The sequence below is a fragment of the Ruminococcus sp. AF17-22AC genome, assembly GCF_003460065.1.
Taxonomy (GTDB): domain Bacteria; phylum Bacillota; class Clostridia; order Lachnospirales; family Lachnospiraceae; genus Blautia_A.
This window is the reverse complement of the sequence record NZ_QRXT01000009.1, coordinates 17,307-32,092: the sequence shown is the minus strand read 5'-3', so window position 1 is coordinate 32,092 and position 14,786 is coordinate 17,307. Positions and strand designations below refer to the sequence as shown.

14 protein-coding genes and 3 pseudogenes are annotated in these 14,786 nt (G+C 38.2%); 7 read left to right on the top strand and 10 right to left on the bottom strand.

Features of this window, described 5'->3' with window-relative positions; genetic code table 11:
* Positions 1 to 96: 96 nt before the first annotated feature.
* The 5 genes from DWW86_RS12530 to DWW86_RS12510 all read right to left on the bottom strand — a co-directional run bounded on the left by DWW86_RS12530 (position 97) and on the right by DWW86_RS12510 (position 4,467).
* Complete coding sequence (locus tag DWW86_RS12530) at positions 97 to 525, bottom strand: secondary thiamine-phosphate synthase enzyme YjbQ (protein WP_117640186.1); 429 nt, start codon at positions 523 to 525, stop codon at positions 97 to 99.
* Between the two features lies 1 nt (position 526).
* On the bottom strand, positions 527 to 1,387 hold the full coding sequence (locus tag DWW86_RS12525) for an amidohydrolase family protein (protein WP_243000699.1): 861 nt from the start codon (positions 1,385 to 1,387) through the stop codon (positions 527 to 529).
* 37 nt (positions 1,388 to 1,424) lie between these two features.
* Positions 1,425 to 2,273: a carbohydrate ABC transporter permease gene (locus tag DWW86_RS12520; protein ID WP_117943492.1), complete on the bottom strand. Its 849-nt coding sequence runs from the start codon at positions 2,271 to 2,273 to the stop codon at positions 1,425 to 1,427.
* A 2-nt stretch (positions 2,274 to 2,275) separates the two neighbouring features.
* A complete protein-coding gene (locus tag DWW86_RS12515; protein WP_117943490.1) occupies positions 2,276 to 3,163 on the bottom strand; it encodes a carbohydrate ABC transporter permease in 888 nt (295 codons plus the stop codon).
* Positions 3,164 to 3,237: 74 nt separating this feature from the next.
* Positions 3,238 to 4,467: an ABC transporter substrate-binding protein gene (locus tag DWW86_RS12510; RefSeq protein ID WP_117943488.1), complete on the bottom strand. Its 1,230-nt coding sequence runs from the start codon at positions 4,465 to 4,467 to the stop codon at positions 3,238 to 3,240.
* 289 nt (positions 4,468 to 4,756) lie between these two features.
* On the opposite strand from DWW86_RS12510, the gene frlD reads away from it, so the two are divergent.
* The 5 genes and pseudogenes from frlD to DWW86_RS17395 all read left to right on the top strand — a co-directional run.
* On the top strand, positions 4,757 to 5,545 hold the full coding sequence (frlD, locus tag DWW86_RS12505) for a fructoselysine 6-kinase (RefSeq protein WP_117943486.1): 789 nt from the start codon (positions 4,757 to 4,759) through the stop codon (positions 5,543 to 5,545).
* 270 nt (positions 5,546 to 5,815) lie between these two features.
* Positions 5,816 to 5,926: pseudogene (locus DWW86_RS17680) on the top strand (transposase family protein); the annotation flags it as partial.
* Entirely contained in the window at positions 5,911 to 6,180 is a 270-nt protein-coding gene (locus DWW86_RS17675; protein WP_502696643.1) for a transposase family protein, read from the top strand. The pseudogene DWW86_RS17680 and the gene DWW86_RS17675, both read left to right, overlap by 16 nt.
* Before the next feature lie 171 nt (positions 6,181 to 6,351).
* The gene (locus tag DWW86_RS17400; protein ID WP_353652711.1) at positions 6,352 to 6,483 is read left to right on the top strand and encodes a transposase; all 132 of its coding nucleotides are present in this window, start codon (positions 6,352 to 6,354) and stop codon (positions 6,481 to 6,483) included.
* Positions 6,482 to 6,847: pseudogene (locus DWW86_RS17395) on the top strand (ISL3 family transposase); the annotation flags it as partial. The gene DWW86_RS17400 and the pseudogene DWW86_RS17395, both read left to right, overlap by 2 nt.
* A gap of 69 nt (positions 6,848 to 6,916) precedes the next feature.
* On the opposite strand, the pseudogene DWW86_RS17575 reads toward DWW86_RS17395, so the two are convergent.
* Positions 6,917 to 7,366, bottom strand: a pseudogene (locus tag DWW86_RS17575) (transposase); the annotation flags it as partial.
* A gap of 440 nt (positions 7,367 to 7,806) precedes the next feature.
* Here DWW86_RS17575 and DWW86_RS12490 point away from each other — a divergent pair.
* Positions 7,807 to 9,135 (top strand): IS200/IS605 family element transposase accessory protein TnpB, encoded by a 1,329-nt coding sequence (locus tag DWW86_RS12490; protein ID WP_117943484.1) that lies wholly within the window; start codon positions 7,807 to 7,809, stop codon positions 9,133 to 9,135.
* Positions 9,136 to 9,340: 205 nt separating this feature from the next.
* On the opposite strand, the gene DWW86_RS12485 is transcribed toward DWW86_RS12490, so the two are convergent.
* Positions 9,341 to 10,087 carry a GntR family transcriptional regulator gene (locus DWW86_RS12485; RefSeq protein WP_117640243.1) on the bottom strand — a complete coding sequence of 249 codons (747 nt, stop codon included), beginning with the start codon at positions 10,085 to 10,087 and terminating at the stop codon, positions 9,341 to 9,343.
* 193 nt (positions 10,088 to 10,280) lie between these two features.
* Positions 10,281 to 11,276, bottom strand: a complete 996-nt coding sequence (locus tag DWW86_RS12480; protein ID WP_117640239.1) for an SIS domain-containing protein — start codon at positions 11,274 to 11,276, stop codon at positions 10,281 to 10,283.
* A gap of 305 nt (positions 11,277 to 11,581) precedes the next feature.
* On the opposite strand from DWW86_RS12480, the gene DWW86_RS12475 reads away from it, so the two are divergent.
* Positions 11,582 to 12,469 (top strand): YitT family protein, encoded by an 888-nt coding sequence (locus DWW86_RS12475; protein ID WP_243000705.1) that lies wholly within the window; start codon positions 11,582 to 11,584, stop codon positions 12,467 to 12,469.
* Between the two features lie 5 nt (positions 12,470 to 12,474).
* Here the strand turns inward: DWW86_RS12475 and DWW86_RS12470 are convergent, their stop codons facing one another.
* Entirely contained in the window at positions 12,475 to 13,821 is a 1,347-nt protein-coding gene (locus tag DWW86_RS12470) for an MATE family efflux transporter (RefSeq protein WP_117943482.1), read from the bottom strand.
* Positions 13,822 to 13,829: 8 nt separating this feature from the next.
* Positions 13,830 to 14,786, bottom strand: a complete 957-nt coding sequence (locus tag DWW86_RS12465; RefSeq protein ID WP_072522396.1) for a substrate-binding domain-containing protein — start codon at positions 14,784 to 14,786, stop codon at positions 13,830 to 13,832.

The following is a 14,786-nucleotide window of genomic DNA, read 5'->3' as shown; positions in this document are numbered from 1 at the left end:
TAGTATTATTATCTGAACCACATGATACATTCTATTTCTATATTTTCCCCAACAATTAACTGCAGGCTCTGATTTTTAGGATTCTGTCGTTGTTGGCTACTCACCCATTACTTCTATATAGTACGTTCTCATCTGTGGTCCATCAAATTCTGCAAAATAAATATCCTGTGCAAAGCGGATCAGTGCCTTTCCTTCAATTACAGGGAACATCACTTCATATCCCGTAAGCATCTGTTTCAGATGACCAGGCGCATTTCCACCAGTTGCTCCATAACTTGGCAGATAATGGCTGTGTGCGTAATCAGCAACTACCGGAGCCATCTTATCAAGAGTTGCTTCAATATCAGTATGTAAACATGTCAGATCTTCATTAACCATTACACCTGCTGTAGTATGAGCACTCATTACAAGTACAAATCCATTCTGAATACCACTTTCTTCTACTGCTTTGATCACTTCATCTCTGATAGAAATCAGCTGAAACTCTGTTTCGCTGAGCACTTTTTTTGTTGTAAGTTTTACCATGTTATTTTACCTCCAGACCAAGGAATTTTTCTGCGTTTCCGCCAAGGATTTTTTCAAGTGTTTCAGGACGGATATCAAGAGATTCCAGTCCTCGTTTGATGCGTGCTGTACGGAATCTGGGATTATTGGAGCCAAACATAATCTTGTCACCAAAATCATTATCCAGCCACAGACGGCCAAACTGATTCATAAACACATCTTTCATAAACTGTTCTGGAGAATCCATATACAACATGGAAGTATCTGCATAAACATTCGGATATTTAAGAATCATGGCAGCTGTTTCATAAATAAACGGCCAGCCCATATGTCCGATACATATACGGAGTTCCGGATATTTTATTGCTACCGGTTCAAAATTAAGTGGTTTTCCATATTTCATCAGGCAATCATCACAGAATGACATACCCGCTGAAAAAATAATAGGTTTGTTATATTCAACACATTTTTCATAAATTTTGTCCATCATAGGGTCATCCGGGAAAAACGCCTGTTTTGAAGGATTCAGATACAGACCCATCAATCCCTGTTCTTTAAATGCTTTTTCCAGAACTTCAAGTGCATCTTCACGATACGGATCCACACTTGCAAATCCAAAGAAGAGATCCGGTGCTTCTTGTACCATTGTGCATACCTGCTCATTGGACACTACCCATCCTCCTGCACTGGTAGTAAGATCCATTGGAAGAAGTACCAGTTTATCCACCTGCGCAAATTTCATCTGTGTTCTTGTAAGTTCTACCGGAAATGGGGACATCAGATCCCAGTGCGCCTGTTTTTTTCTGAATTCCAGTTCCTCTTTGTCACCGCTAATTTTTTCATAAAATCCTGGATGAACATGTACATCAATTACCATACTCATGTCTTTCTCTCCTTTGTAAGTTAAAAATTTTAATTGTTTACCCTTTTACTGAACCGGCTGTAAGACCTTCAACAATATATTTCTGCATGAAAATAAACAGAATGATAACAGGTGCAGCAACTATTGTTCCAAAAGCCATTGCCTGACTCCATGCAGTTCCATATCTTCCAATAGCATTATAAATTCCCACTGTTACCGGCCATTTTGCAGAATCATTAATATATGTCAGTGAATATACCAGGTCGCTGTATGCAAACAGGAAAGAAAAAACAAATGATACAGCAACTCCACCAGAACACATTGGAAGTACTACTTTTATAAAGGACTGAAGTGAATTGCAGCCATCAATGCGGGCAGCTTCGTCAATTTCCTTCGGTATACTTATAAAATAGGTTCTGAGCATTAATATACAAAATGGTATTCCCAATGTTGCATCTGCAAATATCGGAGCCAGATATGTATTATAAATAGACAATTTCTGAAAAATAATAAAGTTAGGAACCAATGTTGAAATCTGCGGCAGCATCTGTGATACCATAAACAGCAACAATATGATTCTTTTTCCCTTTAATTTAAATCTGGCCATTCCATAAGCTGCCGGAATCGACAGTACCACCGAAATAACCATAGCAAAGAAAGAAATGATCATACTGTTTTTCAGACCCTGAAGAATATTAAATACTGTAGACGTAAACTGTGTGACATATGCAGATATTGTTGGTTTTAACGGGAAAAGCTGAGGCGGTGTAGCAAACACCATCTTTTCTTCTTTAAAAGAAGTAATGATCATCCAATATAATGGAAACATCATTGCCACGAATAAAACAACTGCAATAACCGTCATGAGGGTGTTTTTTATTTTCTTTTTCTTCTTAGCACTCTTCATAATCACATCTCCTCATCATCTCTCATCATACGAATGTAAAATACACCTACTATTAATAAAATAAACATCAGAATATTTGAAATTGTACTGCCTACTGAAAAATCAAATTTAGTAAATGAATTTTTATAAGAATATAATGTCAGCAATTCCGTTCCATTGACAGGTCCGCCGCCAGTCATAACATAAATCAATTCAAAAGCTCTGAAAGTATATACAATTCCAAGAACGAGAGAAGCCTGAATTGATGCTTTTACACTTGGTACGGTTATATAAACAAACTGCTGCCATGCAGTTGCCCCATCTATTCTCGCACTTTCATAAAAGTCCAGAGGGATATTTGCCAGGCCCGTAGAAAGAAGTATCATAAAGAATGGGATACCACACCATATATTGGCTACAATTACGGAAAACATCGCTGTCCATGGATGTTGGAGCCATTCAATCCCATGATCCATAATTCCAAGTCCAACCAGAATTTCATTGATAAATCCACCATTGGTAGCAAAAAAGAATTTCCAGAGGATTGCGTTTACCGTAACAGGTATGATATAAGGGATAAGCATCAGAGATTTCATAACCCTAAATGCTGCACCGCTTTTTTTAAACACCATAGCAAGTGCAAAACCACCTACAAACTGAAAGAAAATACAGACTACTGTAAACACACAGTTCAAAAACAGTGCATTCCAGAATTCTCTCTGTTTAAAAACATCAATGTAATTTCTCAATCCGACAAATTCTTTGTGCGGTGAAAGCAATGTGACAACCGTTACATCCTGAAGGCTAAGAATCAGATTATATATAATAGGATAAAATATAAACACCAGCATAAACAGCAGTGCCGGTAATACATATATATATCCCTCTCCTTTTCTGAGAAATCGTTTCATAATCATCTCCCTTTCTATAATATCAGCAGTATTCAAAATACTGCTGATATTATTATCATGTAACCGTTAGCTTGTTATTCTTTTGCTGCATCGATCAGTGCCTGACCATCTGCAAGCGCCTGATCTACTGGCTGCTGTCCTGAAAGTGCTTCCTGAATTGCCTGCTGGTATCCTTCGGATACGCTTGGCCAGTATGTTACAACATCTCTTGCGCGAGAATTTGGAACCATATCAATAAAAGGTTTCATTTCTTCTGTCTGGAAACGTTCATCTGCCACTGCTTCATCACATGCTGTGAAATGGTCGCTGACCCTATCCCATTCACTGATTCTGTCATAATCTTCCATCCACTCAAGGAATTCAAGAGCATTCTCAGTATTCTTTCCTTTGATTACACAAAGGTTCTCACCACCATACACTGTAGTTTTTTCGCCGCCTTCTGTTGCTGATGGAATTTCTACAACACCATAGTTCAAATCATGATCTTTATAAGGTGTAATATTCCAACATCCCATTACATGCATTGCAATATTTCCGCTTTCAAACTGAGATGCAAGTTCTGACTGTGTCCATGTAATACAATCCTTCGGCATATAACCTTCAGCTACCATGTCTGACCAGAGAGAAAGTGCTGTTTTTCCAGCATCACTATTAAGGTTCATGGTTTCTCCACCTGCTGTCCAGAAGAAAGGCAGGAACTGATATGTGGATTCTTCACTCTGTATTCCTGATACTGCAAATCCTTTATATTTGTCTGTCGTAGTTTTTTCTGCCAGCTCTTTCAGATCATCAAATGTCCAGTCATTTGTCGGATACTCTACACCCAGTTCATCAAAAATATCTTTGTTATAAATAATCTCAAGGTTATTAGATTGTAAAGGCATACCATATACCTTATCTTCATATTTACATGTATTCAGAATTTCCGGGAAATAATTCTGATAAGATTCCCAGTTTTCTACTTCATCAGTAATGTCTTCAAGGATTCCCATTGCTGCATAAGATACAGTGTCACAGTTGTCAATCATAGCCAGATCTGGTAATGATGATGCCGCTGCCCCTACTGTCAGCTGTTTCTTGAAATCTGCAAAAGGAAGAACTGTTACCTTAACTTCTGTTTTGTCTGACTGTGCATTAAATTCATCTACATATTCCTGAAATCTCTGCTGAGATCCCTCGGTTGAAAAATAATGCCATAAGTTAATTTCTGTTTTTGCGTCTGCCTGTGCTGTATTAACTCCGGCAAACACCCCTGTTAACACCATCCCGCTCATTAAAAGTGCCATCATTTGTTTTTTTCTCATTTTGTACTTCTCCTTTCGTTATATTGATTCGCTCATTTGTTATGCATTTATAATACATATTTCATTTCATTATGTCAATACTATTATTAATTTTCCACATTTATCACAATTTATTTTACATTTATTTATGCATTATGTCTTATTTTTGTATTATTTAAGCTATTCCATATTTCATTTTAAGTTATTCTTTATATTTCAATTGACATATCTTTTTATTTATGTTAGCATTTCAAATATAACAAATAAAGAGAGTCTATGTAAATAATTTTATGTAAAGGAGCGATCATTAATGAAAGTTGCAGCTATTGGTTTTTCTTGTATAGATGTTTATCAGAATCTCGACAAACAATATGCTACCGGAAACGGAATTGACTGCATTGTTAATCTGGCAAAACGTGGAATCCAGACCTCTGCAATAACAACTGTAGGTACCGACTTATACGGAAAAGAAATGCTGGATTTATGTAAGGAATATGAGATTGATTCTTCTCATATACAGGTAAATGAAGGCGATACTTCTGTTTTTTACATGACATTAAAAAATGGGACTGACAGATTTCATATCAAAAATGTTCCAGGCGTAATGGAAAATTATACTCCAACCAGAGAAGATATTGAATTCACCAAAACACATGATTATGTTCATACTGATATGTATGGTCATGTACTTCATCTTCTTCCCGAATTTCGCGAAGCAGGATGTAAAATAATTCTGGATTTTTCTCTTAATAAAGATTTTGATGTCCTTGGGCCTGTCCTCAGGAATACCAATTATGGATTCTTTTCTTTTGAAAAATACGATGACACTATCCAGGATTTTCTCAAAAAAGCTTATTCCTATGGGCCTGACATTGTAACTGCCACATTTGGAGAAGAAGGCAGTATGAGTTATGACGGCAGCACTTTCTATAGACAGGAGATTTACCCTGCTGCTGAAATTGTCAACACTGTAGGTGCCGGAGACTCCTTTATATCCGGTTTTGTGTATGGTTTGATCCAGGGAATGGACATTCCGGGATGTCTTGACTGTGGTGCGCGCACTTCATCTGAAATCGTGCAGAAATTTAATCCATATTAGTTAGTGTTGTGTAGCGTAACTATTATGAAAAAAAACGAAAACTAATAAACGGGTCTATAATAAATGTTGGGGTACATGAAATTTAATTCATGTATCCTAGCATTTTTATTTTATTATAAGGGTAACAAAAAACCCCAAAGCGCCAGTCTCGCCAACAAACCACTCGGAGGTGCAAATAAATGCTCCCTAATTATATCAAAGATTTACTTGATTTAGAAGATATTATTGTCACAAAAACAATCCATGCTGATAAATATGTAAATTTTTTTCTTGGATACTAAACCAAAACCGCATATTTGTCCGAATTGCGGAAACCCCACAGCTAAAATCCACGAGTATCGTTGGCAGATTATTAAGGATTTACCATTTCAGCTAAAAAAATCTATCTTGTTCTTCATAATCGCCGTTATGCCTGCTCTTGCGGAAAGAAATTCTATGAGGCTTATGACTTTCTCCCCAGATATCTGCAGCGAACAAAACGACTTACACGGAAAATAGCGGAGCTATTTCATGAAACTCCGAGTTTAAAATCTGTAGCAAAAACATCTAATGTCTCTGCCACAACCGTCTGCAGAATACTCGATAGTATCCACTATTCATGTCCACCTTTAAAAGAAGCTGTTTCTATTAATTAATTTAAAGGAAATGCCCGCACAGGTAAGTATCAATGTTTTCTTGTAAACCCAAAGAATCATTCCATTATGGATATCCTTCCTGATCGTACGCAGCGGCTTAAGGTTAAATACTTCGTCTGTGATATGTGGCAACCATATGTTAATCTTGCCCATACTTTTTTATAATGCAAAATTTGCATTGATAAGTATCATTTCATCCGGCAGGTCACCTGGGATATGGAAAATGTCCGCAAACATCTACAGAAAACCATTACCATGCGTAAATACTATAACGTAGTCATAAACTTCCCTAACAAGATATAACAATCTAAAAGAGGAAAACAAAAAGGCATGCAATCTGATGCTTCTGTATAATAACGATCTACGGCTGGCACACTGGTTGATAGAACGATTTTATGAACTCTGCAAGGATACAAAATACGCTCGGCAACACAGCGATTTCTATGATTGGATAAAAATCACAGAATCTTCCGGCTTAAAAGGATTCGAAAAATGTGCTGACACATTTCGCCGCTGGTCGAAAGAAATACTAAATACTTTTAAATACGGAATCACAAATGGGACAACAGAAGGTTTTAATAATAAGATCAAGGTACTAAAACGAACATCTTATGGGTTTAGGAACTTTGAACGTTTCCGTACTAAAATCTTACATTGTACAAACTAATAAGAAGAAATTTATAAGCATGATTGGCACGAAGGTTTATTTTTCATGCCCTAATTTAAATATAGATCTTCAAAACGTAAAAAAGGCTCTAAACGCAGTAAACAGGGCGGCATCATCTGAAAATGCACTTCTCTGGCGGTTCAGCCTCCGGTATGCGAAGTTCCGTATTTTGACCGCGTTTGTCATATAAACAATCTTCCGGACAGTGGTTGAAAATTTAAAAATTAGACAAACTGTATCTCCGTTATCCTTCCAGTGTTTCATGGAATTAGGATATTTTGAAGTCCATTTTTCAGTCACACAATCTAAAGCAGCCAGGCTCTTCTGCTCATCAGCGGCCTGATAGATGGCTTTTAAATCTGCAGTAAAGACTTTTCTGCCCTAATCCAGAACGTATTTCAGGATAAGAGTATTTCTTACCTGATGGACACTACATCTTTTGTATTCTGTTTGAGGAAATGCTGTAGAAATCGCTTCCTTAATACCGGTAAATCCATCCGCACAAATGATTAGGATATCCTTAACGCCGAGAGTTTTCTATACCCTATCCAATGGATGATTCTGCCAAGCTTCAATCTGAGAAAGTATCTTATCCGCCATGTCAGATATGAAACTTTCTAATGTTTCAAAACCATAGATATCTTCAAGTGTTTCTAAAAGCGAGTAGTCATTCCTTTGACATACATAGAAATACTCTTCTAATCATCAAGCGTAAAATATCGATATTGAATAACTGTACGTCGCATTCTCGTTACTTAGTAATGAGATGGATAAATCCTTACCGGATGTAAGGGGATTACCCATAAATATATTGTAGTAGTGATGAGTTAGGCGCACAAATTTTTTTATATAAAAATGGAAAAAAGGAGCTTTATTGGACCGAAAAAGGAGTATAAAAAATACAAGAACAAATAAGAATGCTTATGTCAGTATGAGTACAGGAAGGTTAAGAAGCAGATATGAAGATTATATCCAGTTATGACGTAGAATTGCGAAAACAGAATATCCTGATCTGCCAGACACTGGATATTTATCGTTCTGCGGTCAGCTGTCTGATTGAGATCTATGCCCAGACATGGGATGAACTGGCAGTGATCAAGGAACCTAAAAAACGTTTCAATACTGCAGAACATCTGGTGCATACCACAAAAAAGAATCAGGCAAGGTTTGATTTTGACCTGCGATTTCCAAAGATGCCTTCTTATCTCCGAAGGGCAGCTATACAGCATGCACTGGGAAGTGCATCTTCATATAAGACGAGGCTGGAACTGTGGAAAGAAACGGACCAGAAAGACGACAGGCCGAAACTGGTGTGCGGTAATCATGCTATGCCGATATTTTACCGTGATGTGATGTACCGTGAAGATACTGAGGAAAAAGATGGAGCGTACCTGAAACTTTATGACGGACATGACTGGAAATGGTTCCGGGTCAGTCTCAGCCATACAGATATGGAATATCTGAGAAAATACTGGGCGGGAAAAAAAGCAGCAGCTCCCGTGCTGGAAAAAAGGCATCGTAAATACTTCCTGCGTTTTTCTTATACAGAAGAGGTGGCACTTACAAAGGCGCCTGTAAAAGAACAGATCATCTGCAGTGTGGATTTAGGGATCAATACGGATGCAGTCTGTACCATTATGCGGTCAGATGGAACTGTCCTGGGAAGAAAGTTTATTGATTTTCCCAGTGAAAAAGACCGGATGTACCGTGTGCTGGGACGGATAAGCAGGTTCCAGCGAAAGCATGGTTCTGTACAGGTGAAAAGCAGATGGGCCTACGCGAAGCGTCTTAACACAGAACTTGGAAGAAAGATTGCAGGAGCAGTTACAGGATATGCGGAAGAAAACCACGCGGATGTGATCGTTTTTGAGTATCTGGAAATAAAAGGAAAGATATCCGGAAGAAAGAAACAGAAGCTGCATCTGTGGAGAAAAAGGGATATCCAGAAAAGATGTGAACATCAGGCGCATCGCAGAGGGATGCGGATATCCAGGATCTGTGCATGGAATACCAGCAGGCTTGCCTGTGATGGGTCGGGAACCGTTGTCCGTGATCTAGGCAATCACAGTTTATGTACATTCCAGAATGGAAAAAGATATAACTGTGATCTTTCGGCGTCCTATAATATTGGAGCAAGATATTTTATACGGGAACTCTTAAAACCCCTTCCGGTAACGGAAAGGTCTTTGCTGGAGGCAAAAGTCCCTTCAGTAAAGCGTAGGATCTCATGTGTATATGCGGACTTAAGAGAACTATTTTCAGAAATGGAACTCTTAAGAGCAGCATAAACACAGGCAGATATACAGCGGATTACCTGCAGTGTGGGAACCTGCCATATCTGGCATGGAAAAAAGCGCATGACTGCGCATATCCTAAGCTACAGGCGTATCCGCCGATATTTAGCCTTGTCGCTTAAAGCGACCGAGGAGCATGTGACTTTAGTCATGTGAAATCCACTATTCATCACAGAAACCTGTGTTTTTTTAATCGTTATCATTTCTTTTCCCACTTCATACGTGCGGAAGAACTTATAAAATTAAGATCATAGAGTTGCGGATTAATAACACTCTTACAGGTGTGAATCACATCTCCTTGCGAATCTACACAGATGTCTTTCATCAACAAAAGCGCATCCTTTTCATTCACTTGAAGAAGTTCACTCTCTTCTTTTGTGGCAAAGCATATGCTAATCCTGCGTTTTCCGGCTGCAACAATAACATTATGTTCTTCTAGGATTTCATAGAGAGAGTTCTCTAAATTAGCACCAAGAAGAAATGCATATTTCTGTGGAAAATGATTCTCCTCAAGAATAGTAGGCGCTCCATCACAATAACGCAGTCTTCTCACCCTGATTACCATTTCTCCCTCTTCAAGATTTAAATCTCTCTGATCTACACCGGAAGCTCCTGTAAGATCTGCAGAAATTAATTTACTGCTCGGTACTTTATTATCAATGAGGCAGCTCTCCGTAAATCCCATAAAGATGCTAGCATCTCTGGTTAATTTCTTTTCAGCTACAAAAGTTCCTATTCCTTGTTTTTTTATAAGGATACCTTCCTCAACCAGAACCTCTATAGCCTTTCTCACGGTAATGCGGCTGACATCGTATGCTTTACTAAATTCGCCTTCCGTCATCAGTCTATCACCCGCTTTTAGTTCTCCTGACTGTATGCTTTCTTTAATCTCATTTATCAGCTGTTGGTATAATGCAACACTAGACTCTTTATTCAACTTATTCATAATGGTATCCCACTTTCGATATTTATAATGTGTTATGTCCTATTATACAAGCAATCAATACAATTATAACATCGCTTATTCTAGGCTGCAAGTTCATTTACTCAATGATAAAATATAAATAAGTTACTGTCCATCCATTCACAGCTACTTATTTAAAATCCCATCACCGATAGTGATGGGATTTTGACCAATATTAGTAATCCAGTCTTCTGTAATATCTTCTGATCGGCAGCGGATGACGGCGATTATGTTCCAGATGAATAGATACTCTCTGGAATGCACTTCTCATAACGATAGGACAAAGCATTCCTCTGAATTCCTCGCTGATTCCCTTAAGTTCAAAATCTTTTGAATCAAATACAGTTACATTTGCACTGATAGTATTTACAAATTTTTCAACACGATCCATTTCAGGTCTGGTTTTATCCTCACCTTTGATAAGAATTACCGGGATATCTCTTTCAATAACTTCAAGCGTGCCATGGAAAAAGTTTGCTGCTGAAATTGGTCTTGTACGCATCCACTGCATTTCTTCCATAATACACATTCCATAACATGTAGCCCAATCCTCAAGGTTACCAGAGCCCACAAGATATGTAAGCGGTGAATCACAGTATTTGTCTGCAAATTCTTTAGCTTTTGCATCGGAATCCTTATAGATATTTACTACATTTTCTGGCATATTCTGAATTTCCTTCATGAACTGATCATATTTTGGAAACTGTCCTGCATTAGCCATAAAACGAAGCGTTAATGTATACCAGAAGTAATATTCTCCACCCACTGTACTGATTACGTAATCACATTTTTCATAGAGCGGGCTTCCTTCTTTTTCTACATATCCAATAACTTTTGCGCCTAATTCATGCACCTTATCAACAGCTTCTACAATTTCTTTTGTGTCACCAGAGATAGATGCAATAGCAACAATCGAATCTTTTCCGAAATGTGGATTTCCAACCCATTTAAAATCAGCTGCATTTTCAAGAATTAACGGAATAGTTGAACCTGCTTCCTTTACAATATGATTCATCTGTCCTGCGTAAAGGATAGTTCCTCCAATTCCAATATAAAAAATATTCTTGTATCCATTTTTGCAAATCTGATCTACTACTTCCTGTGTCTGTCCAATAATACTAAGTCCGTTTTCATGCTCTTTTCTTACTGCATCCTCATTAAAGTTAAACATTGTTCGTTCCTCCTTATGATTTGAGTTTTACCGAATGTTTTATGTGTAATATATTGTATCATGACGTATTATCATTTTCAAGCATTTTTCACATGTTATTTATTTTTATGCACATTGTATATGTCATGTTTTTGCATTTTTAATACATTTTCAGCGGTTGTCCTATATATTTTTTATGAAGATATATCAAAATATCTTCTTCATCTAATTGATAATTGACTTCAAATATATGTTGTCATATAATGTCTTTATTCAATAGTATCGTTTAACATATGCATTATGCAAAAAAGAGGAGGTATTTAACTATGGCAAAAAGGTACTCATCTGAGATAACAAAAATGGCAGGCGCTATTCTAGGAGTTTTTCTTTATGCCGCTGCCTTTCGTATCATTCTTGTTCCTCTTAACCTGTACAGTGGAGGATTTACCGGTATTTCTCAGGTAATCTTAACTTTGGTTGAAAAGATATTTCATTTTTCTTTTCCAACAAATATTGACTTTACTGGCATTTTTCTGTGGTGTCTGAATATACCGCTCTTCTTTCTCGCCTGTAAAACCGTAAGCCGTAAATTTTTTCTTAAAACCGTCTTTACAGTCTTTTTACAATCTTTATTTATGACAATTATTCCAGCTACACAAACACCTATCGTCTCAGATAAGCTGGCCTGCTGCATTATTGGTGGTGCTGTTTCTGGTTTTGGTGTAGGTCTCACCCTAAAATGTGGCAGTTCTGGCGGAGGAACTGACATACTTGGAATCTACTGTGCCAAAAATTTTCCTGATTTCAGCGTAGGAAAACTTACACTCCTGGTAAATGCGGCTATCTATTCTTTTGGCGCCTTAAATGACAGCCTTGAAACAGCAGTTTATTCTATTTTATTCTGTTATGTAGCTAGTGTTGTTATGGACAAAATCCACTACCAGAATATCATGACAAACGTCTTCATAATAACTAAGACAGAGCCCATTCATATTGGAAATCAAATCATAGCTAAATTGAATCGAAGCTATACTACATGGACCGCACAGGGTGGATATAATAATGAACCTGTACATATAATTATGACTATCGTTTCCAAATATGAAGGACAGATTCTAAAAAACATTGCTAATAGCATAGATCCACATGCATTTATAACTTATAATGACCATCTTGAAATTATTGGTAATTTTGAAAAACGATTTGATGCATAGATATACTATATTTTCTCTTCAAACCCATATACCCATTTTCCTCGTAGGAACATAACCAGGAATATCACGGAGCTGATACTCCAGGTCAGCGGATATGCCCAGAAGATCACTCGGATATCCGGTATAATACGAACTGCAACGGTGATATAGCTTACACGGAACAGGCACCAGTCACAGAGCATAACGATCATCGGAACAGATGCGTGGCCGGAACCACGGAGTACTGCTGCAATACAATGAGAAAACGCCAGCAGACAATAAAATAATGCAATTGTTCTTGACTGCATCACGCCATAATGTACAACATCGGGATCTCTGTTAAATGCTGCGATCAGCACCGGTGCGGCAGCATATATGATCACGCCGATCAATTCTGCAATAATGATCGAACAGAGAACCCCAAATCTTGCTCCCTTTTTCGCCCGGTCATACTGTTTTGCGCCAAGATTCTGACTGACAAATGTTGTCAGTGCCATCGTAAAACAAGTAACCGGCAAAAAGGCGAATCCCTCAATCTTAGAATAAGATCCACATCCTGCCATCGCCATTTTTCCAAATGCATTAATATTTGACTGTACAAAAACATTCGCGATCGCGATGACAGAATTCTGAAAGCCAGACGGCACACCATTCTGAATAATCTGCTTCAACATAATGCTGTCAAAACGAATTTCCCGCAGTTCCAGGCGATATTCTTCTTCCACACGCATCAGATGAACCATACAGAGAATCGCACTGACAAACTGGGAAATAGCAGTTGCGAGCGCTGCTGAACCAACTCCCATGCCAAGACCTGCGATAAAGAAAATATCCAGAACAACATTGACACAGGATGAAATGATCAGATAGATCAATGGATGACGTCCATCACCAACCGACTGCAGAACTCCAACAAAAATGTTGTACATGACAACACCCATAGAACCAGCAAAGTATGTACGAAAATATATAATGGATTCCAGGAGGACATCCGCAGGAGTCCCCATCAGCACCAAGATCTTTGGCGCCAGAAACATTCCCAAAACAGTCAGGACCGCACCGGCCGCAAGACCAAATGCAACGGTTGTATGGATTGCCTTTTGCAGGCTGTCTCTTTTTTTGGCACCGTAATATCTGGCAATAACTACACCCGCACCCATGGCAATACCGTTAATAAAACCTACCATCAAAAAGATCAGATTTCCAGATGAACTGACCGCCGCCAGTGCATTGCTTCCTAAAAAATTTCCCACGATCAGAGAATCCGCAGTATTGTACAACTGCTGAAACAGGTTCCCCAAAAACAATGGAATGGCAAAAAAAATGATCTTTTTAGAGATACTTCCCTCTGTCATTCTCAAACTCTTTTTCATGTCTACAATTACTCTTTCCTTTCCGCTCCTCCCTGAAGAATCAATTCCGGCTGGATAATAATATTTTTCTCAATCTTATTTCCCTCAAGAAGTTTTCTTGCAATTTCATAAGAAAGTCCACCAAAGTCCGGTGTCTGTATCGTTGCATCCAGTACACCTTTGTCTACCAGACTCAGCCCTGCACTTTCTCCTTCAAACCCATCCACACCTATCAGATGCACCTTGCCCTCAATCCTGTACTGCTGACAGGCCTGATATGCACCATATGCCATATCATCATTAAAAGCGAAAACTATATCAGCAGAATCATACGAGATCAGATAGTCTTTCATCCTGAGCTCTGCCCGATCCCGGAGCCAGTCGCCACAGTAATAAGTGATATCTTCTTCCGGTATTGTACCCTGAACAGAATCCTGAAAACCCTTTAGTCTCTGTTTGGATACCGGGGATTCTTCAACCCCCTGAAAGACCACGATCTTTTTATTCTTTTCATAAAGATTATTCAGAATATATTCTCCTGCAAGCCTGCCAATCTTCTGATCATCTGATTTGATAAGACATGTATAATCCTCTGTCCCTGCACCAACACCTGTCAGAATGACCGGTATCTTCTGAAAAGCCTCCGAAAGAACAGAAGAAAGGCTGTCACTTCCATCAGGAGAGACAATCAGAATATCTATCCCGTACTCCATCAACGTCTCAATATCCTGAATCTGTTTTTCCGAATTTCCAGCTGCATCTCGAAAAATTACATTTATTTTTTTATCCTGGGATACTTTTTCTGTAAATACGTCAACAAAATTATTTAGCCACGGTTCTATTACATTTGGAAGACTAACACCGATCAGATACTGATAACTATCTGTAGATATCTCTTCTTTTTTGCTATACTGTGTACTGATCGTAAGTAAGACTGTTGCTGCCACAACCAGTATCACTGTCCATACTTTCCATATTTTCTTCAT

What these genes read in the sequence shown, in the direction of transcription:
- DWW86_RS12530 (WP_117640186.1), bottom strand. Translation starts at nt 525, where the DNA reads ATGGTAAAACTTACAACAAAAAAAGTGCTCAGCGAAACAGAGTTTCAG.
- DWW86_RS12525 (WP_243000699.1), bottom strand. Translation starts at nt 1,387, where the DNA reads ATGAGTATGGTAATTGATGTACATGTTCATCCAGGATTTTATGAAAAA.
- DWW86_RS12520 (WP_117943492.1), bottom strand. Translation starts at nt 2,273, where the DNA reads ATGAAGAGTGCTAAGAAGAAAAAGAAAATAAAAAACACCCTCATGACG.
- DWW86_RS12515 (WP_117943490.1), bottom strand. Translation starts at nt 3,163, where the DNA reads ATGAAACGATTTCTCAGAAAAGGAGAGGGATATATATATGTATTACCG.
- DWW86_RS12510 (WP_117943488.1), bottom strand. Translation starts at nt 4,467, where the DNA reads ATGAGAAAAAAACAAATGATGGCACTTTTAATGAGCGGGATGGTGTTA.
- frlD (WP_117943486.1), top strand. Translation starts at nt 4,757, where the DNA reads ATGAAAGTTGCAGCTATTGGTTTTTCTTGTATAGATGTTTATCAGAAT.
- DWW86_RS12490 (WP_117943484.1), top strand. Translation starts at nt 7,807, where the DNA reads ATGAAGATTATATCCAGTTATGACGTAGAATTGCGAAAACAGAATATC.
- DWW86_RS12485 (WP_117640243.1), bottom strand. Translation starts at nt 10,087, where the DNA reads ATGAATAAGTTGAATAAAGAGTCTAGTGTTGCATTATACCAACAGCTG.
- DWW86_RS12480 (WP_117640239.1), bottom strand. Translation starts at nt 11,276, where the DNA reads ATGTTTAACTTTAATGAGGATGCAGTAAGAAAAGAGCATGAAAACGGA.
- DWW86_RS12475 (WP_243000705.1), top strand. Translation starts at nt 11,582, where the DNA reads ATGGCAAAAAGGTACTCATCTGAGATAACAAAAATGGCAGGCGCTATT.
- DWW86_RS12470 (WP_117943482.1), bottom strand. Translation starts at nt 13,821, where the DNA reads ATGAAAAAGAGTTTGAGAATGACAGAGGGAAGTATCTCTAAAAAGATC.
- DWW86_RS12465 (WP_072522396.1), bottom strand. Translation starts at nt 14,786, where the DNA reads ATGAAGAAAATATGGAAAGTATGGACAGTGATACTGGTTGTGGCAGCA.